This window comes from Exiguobacterium aurantiacum (assembly GCF_024362205.1).
GTDB classification, from domain to species: domain Bacteria; phylum Bacillota; class Bacilli; order Exiguobacteriales; family Exiguobacteriaceae; genus Exiguobacterium; species Exiguobacterium aurantiacum_B.
The window spans coordinates 415,991-432,404 of sequence record NZ_CP101462.1 but is presented as its reverse complement, the minus strand read 5'-3'; the positions used below and the strand labels follow the sequence as shown (position 1 = coordinate 432,404).

The window sequence follows — 16,414 nt, the reverse complement described above, 5'->3', positions numbered from 1 at the left end:
AAACCGACGCCCGCATCGTGAGAAATTTGATGCGTGTGAGGAGGAACTAGAATGGATTGGATGAACCAATTACGCGAGGAAATCGGTGCTGACGTCGTCTTCACGGATCCGACGACCCGACTCGCCTATTCGTTTGACGCGACACCGAACTACCAAGCGATGCCCGACGCGATTGTCGCGCCCCGCTCGACCGAACAAGTACAGGCCGTATTGCGACTGTGCCATACATACCGCATCCCGGTCGTCCCCCGTGGGTCGGCGACGAACCTGGCCGGCGGGACAACGCCGCTTTCCGGTGGTGTCGTCATGGACTTCCGCCACATGGACAAGATCATCGAGATCGACGAGAAAAACTTAACGGTGACAGTCGAGCCAGGCTGCATCACCGCCCGTTTGGCGGAAGCCGTCGAGGCAAAGGGCCTATTCTATCCACCGGACCCGAGCTCGATGAAAATCTCGACGATTGGCGGCAACATCAGCGAGAACTCGGGCGGGTTACGCGGGTTGAAGTACGGCGTGACGGCTGATTACGTGCTCGCTCTCGAGGCGGTGCTCCCGAACGGCGACGTGCTCCATACGGGCGGCAAACTTGCCAAGGACGTGGCCGGATATGATTTGACACGTCTCCTCGTCGGCTCGGAAGGAACGCTCGCCGTCATCACGCAAGCGACGCTCAAGCTCATCCCGCTCCCCGAAACGAAACGGACGATGCTCGCCTATTTCGAGGATTTGGACAGCGCGGCCCGGACAGTGAGCCGCATCATCGAGAACCGCGTCATCCCGGCGACGCTCGAGTTCATGGACAAGAAGACAATCGAGGTCGTCGAGGCGTATGCGAACATCGGATTGCCGACAGACGTCGGCGCTCTCCTTCTATTAGAACAGGACGGCCCGCGGGACGTCGTCCGTCATGATATCGAGGCGATGCATGCCGTCTGTCTAGAAGAAGGCGCCTTGTCGGTCGAGGTGGCCCGAGACGAGGCCCATGCCGAGACGCTCCGCTACGCCCGGCGCATCGCCTTGTCCGCCCTCGCCCGGCTCAGCCCGACGACGATTTTAGAGGATGCGACCGTACCACGGAGCGAGATCGCGGAGATGGTCCGGCGCATCGAAGCGATTGGACGGGCATATGACATTCAAATCGCAACGTTCGGACACGCCGGAGACGGCAACTTGCATCCGACGGTCGCGACCGACGCTCGAAATCATGAGGAGATGGAGCGTGTCGAAGCGGCGTTCGCCGATATTTTTGCCGCCGCGCTCGACCTCGGCGGTACAATCACCGGCGAGCATGGGGTCGGGGCAATGAAAGCCCCATATCTCGAATGGAAGCTCGGACCGGCCGGGATTGACGTCATGAAAGGCATCAAGCTCGCCTTCGACCCGCACGGCATCATGAACCCGCAGAAGATGTTCGCCAAAGCGGCGAAAAAACGTATCGTCCAAGGAGGCACATCATGAAGCAGACGCCCGAACTCGCCACCCGCATGACCGAGAAGCTCGACTATGAAGAGATGCTCGGCTGCATGCGCTGCGGCTTTTGCCTGCCGACGTGCCCGACGTATATCCGCTCGAAAGACGAGTCCGCCTCTCCGCGCGGTCGAATCGCCATCATGAAGGGTGTCGTCGACGGATTGATTGAACCGGACGAGGGCGTCGAGAAGACACTCAACGAATGTCTAGGTTGTCTCGCCTGTGAGCCGGCATGTCCGGCCGGGGTGCGCTATAGCGTCTTGCTCGAGGACGCCCGCGCCGCCATCACCGAGCATAAACGGGCGACCGGCCAGATGCCGGTCCGCGAACGTCTCGTCCGCAAAGTCGTCTTTGACGGGCTGTTCTTGAACAAGGCGAAGATGGAGACGGCAACGAGCTTCCTTCGTTTCTATCAACAGTCCGGCGTCCAGACGCTCACCCATAAGCTGCGCATCCTCGACTGGTTCCCGGACCAACTCCAAAAGATGGAGACGATCTTACCGACGGTCCCACCAAAGACGGAACGACGACGACGGCCGGAGCGAATCTCGGCGACAGGTACGACGACGGCCCGAGTCGCTTTCTTCAGCGGCTGTCTGATGGACACGATGTTCTATGAGACGAACGCGAACACGATGAAACTGCTCCAAGCGGCAGGCTGCGACATCGTCATCCCGAAAGCGCAACAGTGTTGCGGCGCCTTGCATGGCCATGCCGGTGAACAGACGGGCGCCGTCACGCTCGCCAAGCAAAACATCGCGGCGTTCGAGGCCGAGGACGTCGATTACATCATCACGAACGCCGGCGGTTGCGGCGCGTTTCTCGTCGGCTATGACCATCTGTTGAAGCACGACCCGGAATGGGCCGAACGCGCGGAACGGTTCACGGCCAAAATCAAAGACTTCGCCTCGATTTTAATCGAGGTCGGCTTCCTCGACCGCGTACCGCTCACGCTACCGGAGCAAGTCATCACCTACCAAGACTCATGCCACTTGCGCAACGTCCAAAAAGGTGCACTCGCTCCGCGGTTATTGCTTCAGGCAATCGAAGGGGCCGTCTATATCGAACAGAAACACGCCGACAACTGCTGTGGCTCGGCCGGCGTCTACAATCTGTTGCAACCGGTGATCGCGAACGACATCCTCGAGATAAAGATGGGGCACGTGAACGACACATCGGCCAAAACGATTGTGACGTCGAATCCAGGTTGCCATATGCAGATGCAACTCGGGATTCAAGAACACGGAACCGACTCGATGCGCGCCGTCCACTTGGCGGACCTGCTCGTCGAAGCGATGTGATGATGTAACAGAGTTCGACCGCTGAGCGGTCGAACTCTTTTCGTATCTCACACTTCCTCCCATTCGGTTTCACATATACTTCATAATTCCGACGATTTCACATGGAATTAAAGTTTACATCTATTTTTACTACGGGTAACAATTATTGTAGAACGCTTTTTCCATATAGACAAAGAGCGAATAAAGAAAGGGGTTTTGAAATGGAAGATAGGCAATGGCATACGTTATCGATTCAAGAGACAGAGGACCATCTCGATACCGATATCGATCAAGGACTGACGGACGAGACCGCACAGACACGTATCGAGCGACACGGAAAGAACGTGTTGCCCGAACCAAAAAAAGATCCGAAGTGGCTCAAATTTTTGCGTCACTTTAACGACGTTCTCATCTACGTTCTTCTCGCAGCCGCGGTCATTACAGGTGTTCTCGGCTACTGGTACGACACGATCGTCATCGCACTCGTTGTCCTGATCATCGGTATCATCGGCTATTTGCAAGAAAACAAAGCAGAGCAAGCGCTTGAAGGAATCAAAAACATGTTGTCCCCATCCGCCCTCGTAAGGCGCGACGGGAAACGAAAAGAGATCGAAGCGGAGAACCTCGTCCCGGGTGATCTCGTCTATTTGAAGCCAGGGGATAAAATACCTGTCGACTTACGCCTCGTCGCGGCAGAGAATTTGAAAGTGGAAGAATCGGCGTTGACCGGCGAAGCGACGACAGTCGACAAGACACTTGAACCGCTTGATGAGAAAATAGGTCTCGGTGACCGAACAAACTTAGCCTTTTCCGGGACATCAGTTGCCGCCGGAACAGGCAGAGGCGTCGTCGTCGCGACAGCCTCGAAAACTGAGCTCGGTAAAATCAACGCCTCGATTGCCGAAGTCGAGACCGTACAAACACCCCTTATCCAACAAACGCAGCGTTTCGGCAAGACGGTCGCAAGCGTCATCGCCGGCGTCGCTGTCTTCGCGTTCATCTTCGGTTATTTCCTTCGCGATTATGCGACGGCCGAACTGTTACTCGCCGTCATCGGCCTTGCCGTCGCCGTCATTCCAGAAGGGCTTCCGGCGATTATCTCAATCATCCTCGCTCTTGGTGTCCGTCAAATGGCAGACAATCAGGCAATCGTCAAGAGTTTGCCATCAGTTGAGACACTCGGTGCCGTATCAGTCATTTGTTCGGATAAGACCGGCACGTTGACGAAAAACGAGATGACAGCGCAAAATATTCAACTCAACGACGTGACGCTCCGTGTCACCGGTTCAGGATACGCCCCAGAAGGTCGAATCGAACATGACGGTTCGATTTATTCAAATAAGCAGGACGACACGCTCAATGAGCTCCTCTTAGCCGGAGTGACGTGTAACGATTCAGACCTGTTCTATGATGAAGAAACGAACCAATGGATGATTACCGGTGATCCGACCGAGGGTTGTCTGCTCACACTCGCTGAAAAGGCGGACTCGCCGCTTCACCCGCTCCGGATCATCTCTAAAATCCCATTTGATTCTGCCCACAAGTATATGGCGACCTTGTCCGTGCATGGAGACGAACATGTCATGTATTTGAAGGGTGCTCCTGATCGCTTGTTCACCATGGCCGAATCGAGCAACCCGGACTTCCCTGTCGCGGAATGGGAAGAGAAGATGACCGCGTTCGCTAAAAAAGGACAACGCGTCATCGGAGTCGCTAAACGTACGTTCAACACATCGAAACAAACGATTGATCATGGCGACTTATATGAGAATATCGAATTCCTCGGTCTTGTAGGTATCATGGACCCGCCGCGCCCAGAAGCGATTGAGGCGGTCAATGAATGTCAGTCGGCCGGGATTCAAGTGAAGATGATTACGGGTGACCATAAAGAGACGGCCCTCGCGATCGGGAACGAGCTCGGCATCCCGACAGAGGCAGGCGCACTCCAAGGAACCGATATCGATGAGTTGACGGACGAAGAACTGACGCAAGTCGTCGGTAACTACAATGTCTTTGCACGGACAAGTCCTGAGAACAAGACTCGCCTCGTCAAAGCGCTCCAAGAACAAGGTCATATCGTCGCCATGACCGGAGACGGCGTCAATGACGCACCGGCGTTGCGCCGTGCGGACATCGGTGTCGCGATGGGAATTAAAGGGACGGAAGTGTCGAAAGAAGCGGCCGAAATGGTCCTCGTCGATGACAACTTCAACACGATTTTCAAAGCCGTCAAAGAAGGACGCCGCGTCTATGACAACTTGAAGAAGACGATTTTGTTTATTCTCCCGACGAACGGCGCGCAAGGATTCGTACTCCTCATGAGTATCTTCCTCGGTACCCAGTTGCCGCTAACCGCGTTACAGATTTTGTGGGTGAACATGGTCGTCGCCATCACCTTGTCGTTCGCCATCGCCTTCGAACCGCTCGAACCGTCGACGATGAAACGAGCACCTCGCCCGAAGAAGACGCCGCTCCTGAGCGGTTATTACATCTTCCGGATTCTGCTCGTCTCGCTCATCATCGGTGGCGGGACGCTAATTTACAACTTGTATATGAATGCAGGCGACTATAGCGTTGAATATATCCACACGATGACGTTGAACACGATCGTCATCGCTCAGATGTTCCATTTGTTCAACGTGCGCGTCGAGACCGAGTCGGCCCTCAACCGCTCGTTTTTCGAAAACCCGATTGCGTTCTATGTGTCCGGAGCACTTATCGCGTTGCAACTGTTCATCACGTATGTACCGTTCATGAACACTGCATTCGGAACGACGTCTATTGCGGCAACTGATTGGTTGATTCCATTCGTATTCGGTATTGCCGTGTTCTTCATCATCGAACTCGAGAAGCTAATTTCACGTAACATCATCAAACGCAAATAACCATCATTCAAGTATGGAGAAAGGAGCGACGCCTGTGGGTGTCGCTCCTTTCTCCATACAGTTTATTTGTGAACTACAACCTTACCTTATCCCGTTTTTCAATGTCTTCAAACCTGATTTTGAAAAAAAGATGTTTACATTTTCATAACAAGGGAATATTAAGGTTATGTGAAAATAATTATCGAAAAGGGTGACTGCATGATTGAGTTTAAACAAGTACAAAAAACATTTAAGAATACGACCGTCTTGAAAGAGATGAACCTCACCATCAACAAAGGTGAACTCGTCGTCTTTATCGGCCCATCCGGCTGCGGGAAGACGACATCGCTCAAAATGATCAACCGCTTGATTGAGCCGACGGAAGGGACAATTATCGTCAATGGACAGGATACACGGAAGATGGATCCGATTGAACTACGGCGCCAGATGGGTTACGTCATTCAACAGACCGGCCTCTTCCCGCATATGACGATTCGCGAGAATATCCAATTGATCGCCGGGCTCGAAGGCCATGCCGAACAAGACATGGATGCGCGCACCGAACACCTCCTCCGCATGGTCGGCCTCGATCCGGACCAGTTCATCGACCGCTATCCGAGCGAATTGAGCGGTGGCCAACAACAACGCATCGGCTTCGCCCGGGCCCTCATGAACGACCCAGAAGTCATTTTAATGGATGAACCGTTCAGCGCCCTCGACCCGGTGACCCGGAACGACCTGCAAGAAGAGCTGTTCAACCTGCAAGAAGAAGTGAAAAAGACGATTGTATTCGTCACCCATGATATGGATGAGGCGATCAAGCTGGCCGATCGCATTTGTATCATGCGCGACGGGGAAATCGTCCAGTTCGATACGCCGGAACAAATCCTCCGGAATCCGAAAGACGAATACGTCGAATCGTTCATCGGGAAGAATCGAATTTGGAACAGTCCTGAATACATCAAGGCGAAAGATATCATGATTACCGACCCGGTATCGATTAGCGGGAAACGGACGGTGCTTCAAGCGATCGAGATCATGCGTTCACGCAAGGTCGACAGCCTGTTGATCACGGACCGCGACCGCACCTTGCAAGGACTCATCAAATTGAAAGATGTCCACGGCATCCAAGACAAGACGAAGCGGCTCGAGGAAGTCATGAACACGAACTACGCCTTCGTCTCGATCGAGGACTCGCTCCTCGACATTTTAGACGTCATGAACACGAGCGACCAAGGGTATCTCCCGGTCGTCGACGGTTCGATACTTCACGGTTTGATTACACGTAGCAGTTTGCTTTCCGTCCTCAGTGAGCAATTCATGCAAGAGGAGGAAACTATATGAACGCCATTCAATCGTTTTTCAATTACTTCACGAGCAATACCAATCAAATCGGGACGCTCTTGCTCGAACACTTACAACTGACGGTGTTCGCCGTCTCGCTCGCGGTCCTTTTAGGGGTACCGCTCGGGATTCTCATTTTACGGATTCCGCGTCTCGCTAAGCCAATTCTCGGTCTGACGAGCGTCGTCCAAGCCGTACCGAGTTTAGCGCTCCTCGGTTTCCTCATCCCATTCATCGGTATCGGATCGACGCCGGCCATCATCATGGTCGTGTTATATTCGCTCCTCCCGATTGTGAAGAACACGTATACGGGACTGTCGAGCATTCCAGGTGACACGCTCGAGTCGGCTAAAGGGATCGGGCTTACCGATCGCCAGATTTTAAGTAAGATTCAACTGCCGCTCGCGCTCCCAATCATCATGGCCGGGATTCGCATCTCGGCGGTCACAGCCGTCGGTCTCATGACGATTTCCGCGTTCGTCGGAGCCGGTGGCCTCGGTTACCTCGTCTTCGCCGGAATCCAGACCGTCGATAACAACCAAATTCTCGCCGGCGCCATCCCGGCCGGATTACTCGCCTTGTTGATTGACTTCATCGTCAGCCGCATCGAGTACAAGGTCGCCCCGAACGGCATCGTCCTCGCGGATGGCCGGATGAAGAAGAAGACGCATCGCCGCTCGGCGAAGAAAGTGACGAAGCCACTCATCGTGATTGCGACGGCGTTCACGCTGCTTCTCGCCGGTTCGATTTACGCTTTCACCCGTGAAGACGATACAATCGTCGTCGGTTCAAAAAACTTCACCGAGCAATTGATTCTCGGGAACATGGTCGCCGACTTGATCGAAGCCAAGACGGACCTCGACGTGAAACGTCAATTGAACCTCGGTGGGACCCAGGTCGCCTTCAGCGCCCTGCGGACCGGTGAGATCGATACGTACGTCGAATATACGGGCACGCTGTTCGTCGACGTGTTGAAGCAAGAAGTCGAGAACGACCCGGACGTCGTCTACGACAAAGTCGTGAAACAAGTGAACGAGCGCTTTGATATCCGCACGCTCGACCCGATCGGCTTCAACAACACGTACGCCATCGCCGTCAAACAAGAAGACGTCGACACATACGATCTGAAGACCGTCTCGGACCTCGCTTCAGTGAGTGACGAGCTCGTCTTCGGACCGACGATCGAGTTCTCGAACCGGGAAGACGGATACCTCGGCTTGAAAGAGGCGTACCCGTTCAACTTCCAAGACGTGAAACCGGTCGACGGCGGACTGCGCTATACAGCGCTCATGAATAACGAAAGTAACGCCATCGACAGCTTCTCGACCGACGGCTTGCTCAAACGATTCGATTTGACCGTCCTCGAGGACGACAAACAGTTCTTCCCACCGTACTATGCGGTCCCAATCGTCAGCGAAGAGACGCTCGCCGAGCATCCTGAGCTCGCGGACGTATTGAACCTGCTGAGCGGGAAAATCACGGACGAGACGATGCAAGAACTCAACTACCTTGCTGATGTCGAAAAACAACGTCCAGAGAAAGTTGCCCGCGACTTCCTCATCGAGGAAGGCTTGATCACAGAATAAGCATGCAAAAGACGACCATCCCGTATCCATCGGAATGGTCGTCTTTTTGCGTTCATCGATTCAAACGGCTTTCCCAATCGAGACGCGATTGCGCCCGCTCCGCTTTGCCTGATAGAGCGCCTGATCGGCCGCTTCGACCAAGTCGGTTTTCACACCGTCCGCTACAGGTAAGTGCTCGGCGACGCCGATACTGACACTCACTTTTCGAAGCGGATGGTAACCCTCGTGCGGGATATTTAATTTGAGCACCGCTTGACGAATCCGCTCGGCGATTTCTTTCGGCTGCCGGGCATGACGCGGCTTGAGCAGCACCGCGAACTCTTCACCGCCGTACCGGGCCGTCATCCCGTCTGTTCCGACGGCCTTATCGATGGCATGTGCCACCCGTTCGAGACAAGCGTCTCCTGCCAAATGACCGTACGTATCGTTGTAGATTTTAAACGCATCAATATCGAGCAATAGGAGCGCGAGCGCATCTCCGGTCTCCGTTGCTTCATCCCACATCCGTTCAAAGCGTTCGTCGAAAGCGCGACGGTTCCAAATGCCGGTCAACGCGTCATGGAGCGAGCGATGGATGAGCGCTTGTTTGCTGCGCTCGAGTCGGAACGTGTGCATGAACGTCATCAGCAACAATAAGGCAATCCCGACGACGATCACGATGACCCACTTCGCCGAACTCGAGGCGTTGTCGCTCCGAAGCGAGGCTTGTTGGATGATGTTATCGATATCTTCACGGATGGCCGCATCGACGTCCCGGAACTGGTTGATATAGTCGGTTCCGCTATAGCGCCGCGCGTTCGCTGTCAGGACATCTCCCGCCTTGATGAGTTCAATTTGAGATTCGTGAAATGTCTCCATCTGTCGGATGAGCGGTAACGCCTCGTCTCGAATCAACTCTTGCATGATCGGGTGACGATGGTCGAGTTCTCGGATGACGTGAATCGTCTCCGTTAGCGAGCGTTTCGTCGCTTCATACTGTTCGAGTGACAGTGCGTCTTGATTGTATGTATAACCGCGGACCGACAGCTCTTGGTCGAGCAAAAGCCGGAGCAGTTCCGAGGCGGCGTTCGCAATCGGAATCGCTTCTTCGACGATGCGGCGGTTCTCTCGTTCGATATTTTGAAAGGCGCTATAGCTCCAGATGCTCGTTAAAAACAGCGCCATCAAGGAAATGAGCAAGTATCTTTGTAGTAGTGAGAATTTAGTCTTCACGGCGTCTCTTCCCTTTTTCATGATCGGGACCGTCAAGCGGCCCTTCCTTTTCTACTATCGGTCGTGACTCGCTTCGCCTCAACTATTTTGAATCGCTCTCGGCACATTCCACAAAAAAGAGGATCACTCGGATCCTCTCATCGGGTTCGTGCTTATTTTGTTCCGAACAAACGGTCACCTGCGTCACCGAGTCCTGGAACGATGTAGCCATGGTCGTTCAACTTCTCGTCAAGTGCGGCGAGATAGATTTCGACGTCCGGGTGTTCGGCTTGAACACGTTCGACACCTTCAGGGGCTGCGCAGAGGCAAGCGAGTTTGATCGACTTGGCACCGTGCTTTTTAAGCGCGGCAATCGCGTCAGCGGCAGAACCACCTGTCGCAAGCATCGGGTCGACGACGATGAAGTCACGCTCTGTGACGTCCGTCGGCAACTTGAGATAGTATTCGTGCGGCTCGAGCGTCTCCGGGTCACGGTATAAACCGATGTGACCGACTTTGACGTTCGGCATCATTTTGAGGAAGCCATCCACCATGCCGAGGCCTGCCCGTAAAATTGGGACGATTCCCAATTTCTTGCCGGCGATCATCTTCTGTGTCGATACAGAGACCGGTGTCTCGATTTCCACATCAGTAAGCGGAAGGTCGCGTGTAATTTCGTATGCCATGAGTGACGAGACCTCGTCTACGAGTTCACGGAACTGCTTTGTCCCCGTCTCTACTTTACGCATAATCGTCATCTTGTGCTGAATCAATGGGTGGTCATAAACGTGTACTTTGCCCATCATGCTTCACTCCTCTCTCAATCTCTCTTGAGCATTGTACCCTAACTTTTCTGAGAAAGGTAGGGTCAACTTCTGTTTTCTAAGAGGTCAGACGAAACCCGAAGGAACGGAATCGATCCCTCGGGGTTCAGGTGATACGTTGCTTAGAATTTGAAAAAGTTTAGGAAACCGGCCGTCTTGTGTTTCACTTTTCCACACATGTTTCCTTTGGCGGCCTGATGGTCGTTAGACGAGCTGTGCTTGGCGGCATGTTTTTTTGCATGCTTTTTCGCCTTCTTCTTCTCTTTCTTGTCTTTCTTCTCTTGCTTCAACTCAGCTTTTGTTTTTTGTTTCGACTCGGCTTGCTTGTCTGTTGAAACTTCAGTTTTCGGCGCCGTTTCTGCTGGCTTCGTCGTTGTCGTTTCAGCCGGCTTCGTTGTTGTTGTCGCAGCTGGCTTCGTCGTTGTCGTCGCAGCTGGCTTCGTCGTTGTCGTTTCAGCTGGCTTCGTCGTTGTCGTTTCAGCCGGCTTCGTCGTTGTCGTCGCAGCTGGCTTCGTTGCCGGCGCTACTGCGACCGGAGCCGTGTCTTTCGTGCGTGTCACAAGACCCGCGTTCCAGTTCACATAGGCATCCGCTTCGTGGAAGTGGATGAAGCCTGAATCCTTGGCGAGCTTATGGCTCTCTGCGTTTTGACGCGTCGAAATCGTAAGCGTCTTGACTGAGTACTTCGCGTCGACCGCTTGTAATTTTTTAATCATGTTTTGTGACCATGCGTCACTCTTGATTGTATCGGCGTTGAAGCTCTCCCACATGATGCCGTCGATGTATGGTGCTGTCGATGTTTCAAGTGTGTCGAAGCCCCAGTTTTGAACCATGGCGATATCGCCATAGCGGGCCCGCGCTTGTTTCAAGAAGTTGACGAGGCCGTCCCGTTGTTGTTTGAGCACCGTCGGGTTGTTCAAATGTTCGTTATCGATATCACCGACCGTATCCATGAACACGCCATCGATCCCTTTGGCGACGACTTGGTTCTGGATTTCCGTGAGGAGCAACCCTTGGAAGTGCGGTGAGGCGATGTTCGTCAAGTACGAATCCCATTCCGAATAATGGACACGTTGTCCGTTACGCGTAAAGAAGTCACCTGACTGAAGTTTTGACATGAGACCCGTGTTCCATGTCGCGACTTCCATGACGCTAATATATCCGAGTACTTTTGTCCCGCGTGCTTTGATTTGCTCCACTTGCGCTTTCGTGTAATGGAGCGGCTCAATGATGACGAGATCGTAGTTCTGCATATCTTTTAAAATCGCTTCAGTTGGATGGCCATAATACACTTGATAGTTCTTCACACCGTCGAGTGGGTTCATGGTTTGTGCCCCCGTTTTAGACATGTTCAGACTAACAAACAACAACACTACCGTTAGAGACATAATTAACTTTTTCAATTTCACTACCTATTCCTCTCCTGATGACTGACAAAACGTGGTGACGGACGATGATGGTTGAATGGAGTTGTGTCTCGTTGCTCCCCCTTTTCTTTATATTCAAATGACGAGAAGGTTAGTGCTGTGTGTTTTATGGATGTATCGGATTCGTGTATGTAATGTTGAACCTTCGCAAAAAAAATTATAGGATAGTTTTTCACGAAAACATAGTGTCAATTTGACAACAAAAAAACCGTTTCACGACATGAAAGTGTCATGAAACGGGGATACTAATCAGTTGGTCGCTCATATGTAGGTGTCGAGTAATTCCTCAAATTCCAATTGATCAATCAAATAGACCCGCTTCGTCTCGACGTCCATCAATTGAAGCGACTCTTTCCCTTCTTCGATCCAAACGTCGAACCGTTGCTCGGTCAACTGTTCATACAATGCGAGTGTCCCACGTCGTTCGCCTGTCGGTGCGGCACTTGTCGTCTTCACGCGGGACAACAGTTCGAACAGTTCACGTGTGTTCGGGCCACCCAGATGGGCCGTCTTCGTCTTCGTCTCATACGTCGCCAGACGCATCGCCTCTTTTTGTTCCGACGTGATTGTCAATTCACCGGCGCCCGGTCGTTGGACGGTCCCCCACACCTCGATCACGGTGCCGTAACGTTCTGACAGCTCGCCCGATGTCGACTCTACAAGTTCACCGATCGGTTCATCTGATAGAACGACCCGTTTCAGGAGTCGGCGTTCACTCGAATTCGATGGGAAAACAGCTTCCAACGAGTCGATGGCTACGTAGTCGCCTGTGAAAAGGGATGATAAGACAGTACGTTCCCACGCCTCTTGACTTCCCATTTGGAGCGCAATCCGTTGATCCGCCAATTGAGTTAAGAACGCAAAACCTTCATTTTTTCCGCTCTCGAAGACGAATACTCCTGGTTCAATCAGTTGCTTGGTTTCTTCACCATCTCGATACACCTGATAGACGATATGAAGCGCCCCTCGATCCGGCGTGTGATACCGGAAGACCGAACCGGGAATAATCGTCTCATGGGTCTCATTGACCGAGAAGGACTGCACCACGTTTTCGACGTTCGGTTCAGGAATGAACGATAACGTGTCGCCGACATCGATTTCAAGAGGGGCTTCTGCAGCGGCGGTCTCGAACGCTACGATTTCATCCGTACGGAAGACCCGTGAGTTTTGCTCGTTGCTGTTCAAACAAGAGACGTATCGAGTGTCCCCGCTCCGCCAATATTTGATGGTCTTGCTACCTAATTCATCATAGAAGGGGTGACGGAATGTGATGGCCGCCAGTTCGGCCCGGCGCGTCGGCAACACGTCCGTTGGTTTCCGCTCACAGTAGTCTAACAGACGCGCTTTCAACGAAGACGTGAGTGGAATGTCTTGATCTTGTTGAATCGCATATGTCGACAACGGACGCAGATTGAGCGCGTTGATTTCGTTCGCCCCGCACCCGCTCAATAAGATGGTAGCTAACCCCATCAGCTTAACCATATGTTTCATCCCAGCCCCTCCTTTCACATTTATTTGGGTACTATCGCCTAAAATTTTCTTTTTCACTTTATCATACAATAATAATTACTTATATAGTTAGAAGAACAAACAAAAAATGCCACTTTCGTGGCATTTTTTTAGTCGTTGTCGCGATCATCGTCATCATCTTGATCATCGTCCTGGTCGTCATCGTCTCGATCGTCGTTTTGGTCATCATCACCTTGATCACCCCGATCGTCCTCACGTTCAATCTCTTTCACTTGTCCTTGAAGGTTCAACTCGAGTTTGACACGGTCGCTAGCTTTTGGTGTCTCGTCATCAATCTCATAACGGTCTGCGAGCGGGAATGTTTCTGTTTTCCCGTCTCGTTCGATTGCAATCTCACGATCCGACAGGCTGACGAACGTGCCATAAATGTCAAAGTCATCACTTTCGCGGTCGACTTCCTTCACTTCTTCGTTTTGATTGAATTCGAGCTTGACGCGATCACCGGCTTTCGGTGTATCATCGTCAATCTCATGACGGGCAGCGAGCGGGTACGTCGCTTCCTTGCCGCTGAAGCTGATTGTCACGTCACGATCCGACAGGCTGACAAGGGTGCCATACAATTCATAATCATCGTCATCGACCGAGCGGACCGGCACATCGCTCGAGGCTGAGCTTTCTGACGATGCGGCCGCTTCCTCGTTCGCCTCGTCTGCGGCGTCGTCAGTTCCGCTGTTCACGCTGTCGACCGCCCGTGGGACGATGACCGTGTCCGTCTTATCGTTCGCGACATACAATCCGATTCCGGCCACGGCGAGGACCGCCAAACCGACTCCTAAAATCCATCCGATTAGTTTCATGATGTTTTCCTCCTCGTTTCGTGTGGTGAACTTGTTCTACATCTTCATCATAGAACGGTGACCTTAGAGCACCACGAGGATTCCATTAGAAAATGATGAGAATCTGCGAAAGGTTTGTCATTTGGTGACGAAGAAGACGCTACCGTCCGGCGCGTTCGGGTAACTGCCGACCGTCCACCCGTTCAAGTCTGCCACTTCCTTGGCGATGGCGAGCCCGAGTCCGCTGCCACTCCGGTCCCGCGCCTCATCGAGTCGATAGAAGCGGTCGAACAGACGCGCCCGGGCTTCATCCGTGAGCGTCGTCCCGTGATCGCGCACTTCAATCCGGTTCGGCGTCATCGTCACATGTGTATCAACCGCATACTTCAAGCTGTTGTCGATGAAGATGACGACGAGCCGTTGCAGTGAATCCCGATGCCCGTGCCATGTCCCTGTCGCCTCGATTGGGACATGGACACCGTGCGAACGCTCGAACCGCTCGGTCAATTGTTCGGCCAGATCGGTCAGCTCGATCGGCTCGGTCTCGATGTCTTCGAGCGAGGAGAAACGGCTCAGTTCGAGCATCGGTTCAATCAAGTCTTCGCGCATTTGTCTGGACTCGGTCAAGATGTGGTCGATGGCCTCGTCACGGACGGCCGGGTCGCTCTGTCCCCAGCGCCGGAGCAGTTTGGCGTATCCTTCGATGACCGTGAGCGGCGTCTTCAGTTCATGTGAAACATCGGCGACGAAGCGCCGTTGTTGCTCCATCGACCCTTCGACCCGGCCAATCATCTGATTGAAGCCGGTCGCGAGCGTCGACACTTCATCTTGGCTCGTGCCCACATCGATCGTCTCGAGCGTGCCCGATTCCGTAATCCGTTCCATCGTCGTTTCGAGACGGCGGAGCGGAATGAGTCCTTGCCTGACGATCCACAGACTGCCGACGAACGTCATCGCCACGGCGATCAAGAAGATGACGAGAAAAATCGTCGCGAGCGTCTGGAGCGTCTCGCTGACGGCCGCATCTTGAAACGCATAGCCGAGCCCGTTCGATGTCGCGATGACGAACCAATCGTCGACGAGGGCCGGTTCGCCAAAATTGACGGGAAACCGCAGACCCTCCTCGGCCTGTCCGCCGATGATGCCCCAATCACCGTTCGGTTGTCGCTCGAGCACGACACTGTCCTCGTGCAACGACAAAACGGCTTGCCGATTCCGCTCGTCTTCTTCGAGCAAGTTGAGCGCTTGGCGCAAGACGTCATAGCGGGCGTCGACGATTTGTTGGCGTGAGACGAGCCAAGCGACGCCGAACGAGGTGATGAGAAGGAACAACATGAACCCCGCCATCGCCAGGGCGATTTTCGTCCGTAGCTTCATTTTATTCACCACGCTTCAACATATAACCGACGCCTCGGACCGTCTGAATCCAAGACCCGCCGAGTTTCTTGCGGACATAACGGATATACACGTCGACGACGTTCGTGTCGCCGTAATAATCAAAACCCCAGACGTGCTCGACGAGTTGGTCGCGCGTGAGCACGCGCTCCGGATGTTCGAGCAGATAGACGAGCAAATCGAACTCCCTCCGGGTCAAATCGATTTTCTGCCCTTCACAAATGACTTCATGGCGATTGACATCGACGGTCAGCCCTTCATAAGACAAGACCCGTTCGCTCGTATCGACTTGGACATGTTGCCGCATCCGTAAAAACGCCCGAATCCGTGCGAGTAACTCTTCCATCTCGAACGGCTTCGTGATGTAATCATCGGCTCCGAGATCGAGCCCGCTCACTTTATCGTAGCGGTCGCCGCGGGCCGTCACCATTAGAACCGGCAACAGCGGCTGTTCTTCTTTGACGCGGCGTACGACTTCAAGTCCGCTCATCTGCGGCAACATGACGTCGAGCAACACCAAATCAATCCCGCCGGTGAGCGCCCGGTCGAGCCCGGCCCGCCCGTCATGGGCGACCTCGACTTGATAACCGGCGTGCATGAGTTCAAGTTCGAGCAGTCTGGCAATTTTAGCATCGTCTTCGACGACGAGAATCGTAGGCATGGCATTCATCCTTTCTCCAAAAAACGCCGAGCAGTCCGCCCGACGCATCATTTATGTGTTCCC

12 protein-coding genes are annotated in these 16,414 nt (G+C 53.4%); 5 read left to right on the top strand and 7 right to left on the bottom strand.

Translation table 11 applies throughout. From position 1 onward, the window contains the following. Nucleotides 1-60 precede the first annotated feature (60 nt). The 5 genes from NMQ00_RS02395 to NMQ00_RS02375 all read left to right on the top strand — a co-directional run bounded on the left by NMQ00_RS02395 (nucleotide 61) and on the right by NMQ00_RS02375 (nucleotide 8,547). Nucleotides 61-1,461: an FAD-binding oxidoreductase gene (locus NMQ00_RS02395; RefSeq protein WP_255178661.1), complete on the top strand. Its 1,401-nt coding sequence runs from the start codon at nucleotides 61-63 to the stop codon at nucleotides 1,459-1,461. Next, nucleotides 1,458-2,774 carry a (Fe-S)-binding protein gene (locus tag NMQ00_RS02390; RefSeq protein ID WP_255177768.1) on the top strand — a complete coding sequence of 439 codons (1,317 nt, stop codon included), beginning with the start codon at nucleotides 1,458-1,460 and terminating at the stop codon, nucleotides 2,772-2,774. The genes NMQ00_RS02395 and NMQ00_RS02390 overlap by 4 nt, the downstream gene beginning before the upstream one ends. 200 nt (nucleotides 2,775-2,974) lie before the next feature. Beyond that, on the top strand, nucleotides 2,975-5,638 hold the full coding sequence (locus NMQ00_RS02385) for a cation-transporting P-type ATPase (RefSeq protein ID WP_255177767.1): 2,664 nt from the start codon (nucleotides 2,975-2,977) through the stop codon (nucleotides 5,636-5,638). 198 nt (nucleotides 5,639-5,836) lie between these two features. Beyond that, entirely contained in the window at nucleotides 5,837-6,961 is a 1,125-nt protein-coding gene (locus NMQ00_RS02380; protein WP_255177766.1) for an ABC transporter ATP-binding protein, read from the top strand. After that, complete coding sequence (locus tag NMQ00_RS02375) at nucleotides 6,958-8,547, top strand: ABC transporter permease/substrate-binding protein (protein ID WP_255177765.1); 1,590 nt, start codon at nucleotides 6,958-6,960, stop codon at nucleotides 8,545-8,547. The genes NMQ00_RS02380 and NMQ00_RS02375 overlap by 4 nt, the downstream gene beginning before the upstream one ends. A 60-nt stretch (nucleotides 8,548-8,607) precedes the next feature. Here the strand turns inward: NMQ00_RS02375 and NMQ00_RS02370 are convergent, their stop codons facing one another. From NMQ00_RS02370 to NMQ00_RS02340, 7 genes are all read right to left on the bottom strand, one after another. Then, entirely contained in the window at nucleotides 8,608-9,759 is a 1,152-nt protein-coding gene (locus tag NMQ00_RS02370; protein ID WP_255177764.1) for a GGDEF domain-containing protein, read from the bottom strand. Nucleotides 9,760-9,911: 152 nt separating this feature from the next. Continuing rightward, on the bottom strand, nucleotides 9,912-10,541 hold the full coding sequence (gene upp, locus NMQ00_RS02365) for a uracil phosphoribosyltransferase (RefSeq protein WP_021066126.1): 630 nt from the start codon (nucleotides 10,539-10,541) through the stop codon (nucleotides 9,912-9,914). 143 nt (nucleotides 10,542-10,684) lie between these two features. Beyond that, nucleotides 10,685-11,887, bottom strand: a complete 1,203-nt coding sequence (locus tag NMQ00_RS02360) for a glycoside hydrolase family 191 protein (RefSeq protein WP_255177763.1) — start codon at nucleotides 11,885-11,887, stop codon at nucleotides 10,685-10,687. 363 nt (nucleotides 11,888-12,250) lie between these two features. Further along, nucleotides 12,251-13,480: a hypothetical protein gene (locus NMQ00_RS02355; protein ID WP_255177762.1), complete on the bottom strand. Its 1,230-nt coding sequence runs from the start codon at nucleotides 13,478-13,480 to the stop codon at nucleotides 12,251-12,253. 128 nt (nucleotides 13,481-13,608) lie between these two features. Next, complete coding sequence (locus NMQ00_RS02350) at nucleotides 13,609-14,316, bottom strand: hypothetical protein (RefSeq protein ID WP_255177761.1); 708 nt, start codon at nucleotides 14,314-14,316, stop codon at nucleotides 13,609-13,611. Nucleotides 14,317-14,433: 117 nt separating this feature from the next. Then, nucleotides 14,434-15,672, bottom strand: a complete 1,239-nt coding sequence (locus NMQ00_RS02345; protein WP_255177760.1) for a sensor histidine kinase — start codon at nucleotides 15,670-15,672, stop codon at nucleotides 14,434-14,436. Nucleotide 15,673: 1 nt separating this feature from the next. Further along, nucleotides 15,674-16,351, bottom strand: a complete 678-nt coding sequence (locus tag NMQ00_RS02340) for a response regulator transcription factor (RefSeq protein ID WP_255177759.1) — start codon at nucleotides 16,349-16,351, stop codon at nucleotides 15,674-15,676. Nucleotides 16,352-16,414 lie beyond the last annotated feature (63 nt).